We start from the raw sequence: 3,385 nt of genomic DNA on the forward strand, positions 1-3,385 counted from the left end.
GCCTGGTGCGTTAATCAAAATTGACGAGGTCGAACCGCCAAATACCGCGCCATAATAAACACCCGCCATCAAGATAAGGCCAGAAGAAGGGTCTAATCCATAAGTGATTGGGATCATCAAAGCAATCGCTGAAATTGGCCCTAGGCCAGGCAGCATGCCGATAAAAGTCCCCACAAAACAACCAACAACTACCATCATGATGTTCATTGGCATCACTGCGGTAGAGAGTCCTTGTAAAATTCCGTCTAACATATTGTGAGTCCTAATTACCAGAGAGTGAAGATCAGACCAGGCTCAAGATAAATATCTAAACCTTGTGTCAGGAGCAAATAAAAAATGATAACAAAAGGGAATGACGCGCCCAGCAGTACGGATCTTCTGCGTTCTCCGAGTAAGTAGAAGCCAGCAAGAAGAAACAGACTGGTTGCTATCACGAAACCTAAGTAGGTTAATCCAAGTCCGTACAATGCCATCAAGCACAAAAATGCGATAAGCAACTTCCAGTCAAAGTCAGTAACGGCACCACTGTCTACATCTTTTTTGCCAGTCACTAATAAAAGAAGGGAAAGGCCGATACCAGCAAAGGTGAGTAGGGTAGGCAAGGTTCTTGCCGTAAACGGTTCATATTCATCGCCAGGGAACAAAGGAATAAGAGTGCTTTGGTAGCCATAACATAAACAGACTAAAAGGAAGATAAACGCCCCGACTCTATCGCGACACAGTAAGTTTTCTTTAGTGAAAAAATTGGTTGGCGAATCCGACATATCCAACTCCAATTGCTGAGGAAATAAAAGGCCGTATACGAGCGAGTTAATGAGCCGCTATCTTCTATAGTGAAGAGCTAAGCGCTAACCAAAAAGTAAGCTAAATTACTGCTAGTCAATTGGGCTTACCTGCTTAAGTACATAAAATATGCAATAAACAAAGGAGTTTTGAGGGTAAACTCGTATACGGCAAAACGGTTTATATCTAGGGCTTCAACGGCATATAACTGCCCAGAAGCCCTATATTGATGTGTTACTAATGGTGTTACTTAAGGAAACCAAGCTCACGCATTAGATCGCCCATTTGCTTTTCTTGATCTTCAAGGAATGAATAGAAGTCTTTGTCTGCTTTGTAGTTGTCGATCCAACCGTTACGGTCACGAACCACTTCCCACTGCTCTGTTTTGTACATCTTCGTCAGTGCTTGGTTCCATGAGTCCACTTTTTCTTGGCTAACGCCTGGTGCTGCAAAGAAACCGCGCCAGTTAGCAAAGACGGTCTCATTGCCATACTCAACCAGTGTTGGAATGTTTGGAGCCGCTTCAAGACGCTCAGGTGCCGTGATGGCAATAACTTTTACTTGACCTGATTTAGACATTTCTAACACTTCGCCTAAACCCGTTGATAGAAGTTGTGTTTCGCCTGATAGCAATGCTGCCATTGCTTTACCACCCGCATCGTAGGCAATATAGCGAACTTTCTTCGCATCAAACCCTTCACCTTTAAACGCTGCCGCAACAACAAGGTGGTCCATACTGCCACGCGCTGATCCGCCAGCAATTTTTACTTTACGAGGGTTCGATTCGAACTCTTTAACCACGTCTTCCCATGTATTGTAGGGAGAATCAGCAGAGGCAACGATTGCACCGTAGTCCGCGATAGTTGCTGCAACAGGCGTTAAATCACGGAAAGATTGAGGGAAAATACCGGTTAGTGAGCGAACAACAATCGGTGTTGAGTTTACCATTAGGGTGTCTTCTTGACGCTCAGCCGTTTCTATAAGGTGTGCAATGGCTTTACCGCCGCCGCCACCAGAAAGGTTTTGGAATGACACATTTTCAACAATATCAGATTTAACCAGAACATCCCCTGTACCACGAGCGGTCATATCCCAACCACCACCAGCGCCACCTGGAATAATAAAGTGGATTTTCTCTAGATCCGCTGCAAAAGCGCTGAAAGAAAATGATGCTGCGATAATAGACGCTGCAAGTGTTGGTTTTAATACCTTAAACATGTTTCACGTTCCTTATGTAGGTGCACGATCTGAATAGACGAGTGCTTATCATTATGTTTGTCTGCATAGACAAGTGAACCGACTATGCAGAGTCATTTGAGGTTACGTGGATGTTAATTTTTTGTCTTTAATGTGTGGATAAAAAGAATATTGGTCATTTAGGAGATTTAGTTCATAAAGTTCACGGTATGAACATCAAGGTGCCAGTTAGCTTGCTATGCTGACAATTGAATAAAAAAAATGAGTTAAATAGAGCGTATAAACGCCAATGTCATTCGGTCACACTATGGAGGGTGGGAATGAAAGATTCAAAAAGGAAGACTAGAAAGTACTCGATCCGTTTTACTGTCGGGAGTTTATTCATCCTCGCTACAATGCTCACTTCTCTTTTTACCATTTCTATCCAATATCACTTTTCAAGAGAGATGTCAGAAGATTTAGTGCTGTCTAAACTGTCGTTTACCTCATCTAAAGTCAGTGAGCATATAGAGGATATAGAGGCCAATGCTTCGAATGTTGCAAGGTTATTGAAGCATATTTCTGTGGTAACCGAGTATCAATTTAGTCAACGTGAAGTGAAGACTATTTTTACTCAGACACTGTTAGATAACCCCATGTTTTATAGTATTTATTGGGGCAGTAACAATGAAGATTTTTACCAAATAATTAACCTTGATTCATCGCCGATTGTCCGAGAGAAACTTAACGCTGCGGTTAATGATCGATGGGTCGTGATACAGGTTAATGGGCCCAAAGAGAACAGGGTAAGAGAGACACACTATTATACCGAAAATTATACGCTGACCAAAAAAACGACGGAAGAGAGTAACTTCTACCCAACTCAGCGGCCTTGGTATGCTCAAGCAACAAAAGAACACGTGCTCAAAACGGACCCCTATTTATTTCAACATCTTAAAATAACTGGGCAAACGTACGCAGTGAGAACCAATCATGAAGTGATAGGGATAGATATTGTCCTGTCTTCAGTCAGCTCTCTGATCTCGCCAAAAGCTTTGGGGTTAGGTGGGGAGTTAGGCGTTGAGTCTTTCATTTTTAATAACAGAGGCGAAATTATTGCGTCTAGCCATAGCCAACAAAAAGAGATCCAACGAACAATTATTCCTCCATCTAACGTGCTGACCTTTAATGCAGAGCAAAAACGGTTTTTAGAAGACTCAAGATCATTACTGGTTTCTAACCAAAATGATTGGGGCCCTTTAGACTATTCATTGGCAGGCGAACCAAGAGGTTATTCCGTTGATCTCCTTTCCATCGTGAGTGAAATGACGGGGTTAAAGTTTGAGTTTGTTAATGGATTCACCTGGCAAGAGCTGTCCGATAAATTCAATCGAGGTGAATTAGATCTCTTGCAATCCATCGTAGG

4 protein-coding genes are annotated in these 3,385 nt (G+C 42.5%); 1 reads left to right on the forward strand and 3 read right to left on the reverse strand.

The annotated features are described in order from the left end of the window. The 3 genes from ACP45E_RS22025 to ACP45E_RS22035 all read right to left on the reverse strand — a co-directional run. A partial coding sequence (locus ACP45E_RS22025) for a tripartite tricarboxylate transporter permease (RefSeq protein ID WP_198927783.1) occupies positions 1 to 252 on the reverse strand: 252 nt, incomplete at its 3' end. 14 nt (positions 253 to 266) lie between these two features. Next, complete coding sequence (locus tag ACP45E_RS22030; RefSeq protein ID WP_017034099.1) at positions 267 to 764, reverse strand: tripartite tricarboxylate transporter TctB family protein; 498 nt, start codon at positions 762 to 764, stop codon at positions 267 to 269. Between the two features lie 265 nt (positions 765 to 1,029). After that, positions 1,030 to 2,001, reverse strand: coding sequence for a tripartite tricarboxylate transporter substrate binding protein (locus ACP45E_RS22035; protein WP_017034098.1), 972 nt, complete (start codon positions 1,999 to 2,001; stop codon positions 1,030 to 1,032). Positions 2,002 to 2,300: 299 nt separating this feature from the next. On the opposite strand from ACP45E_RS22035, the gene ACP45E_RS22040 reads away from it, so the two are divergent. Then, on the forward strand, positions 2,301 to 3,385 hold a 1,085-nt coding region (locus tag ACP45E_RS22040; RefSeq protein ID WP_141707490.1), incomplete at its 3' end, for a transporter substrate-binding domain-containing protein.

The organism is Vibrio genomosp. F10 str. 9ZD137 (assembly GCF_049974785.1).
Lineage (GTDB): Bacteria > Pseudomonadota > Gammaproteobacteria > Enterobacterales > Vibrionaceae > Vibrio.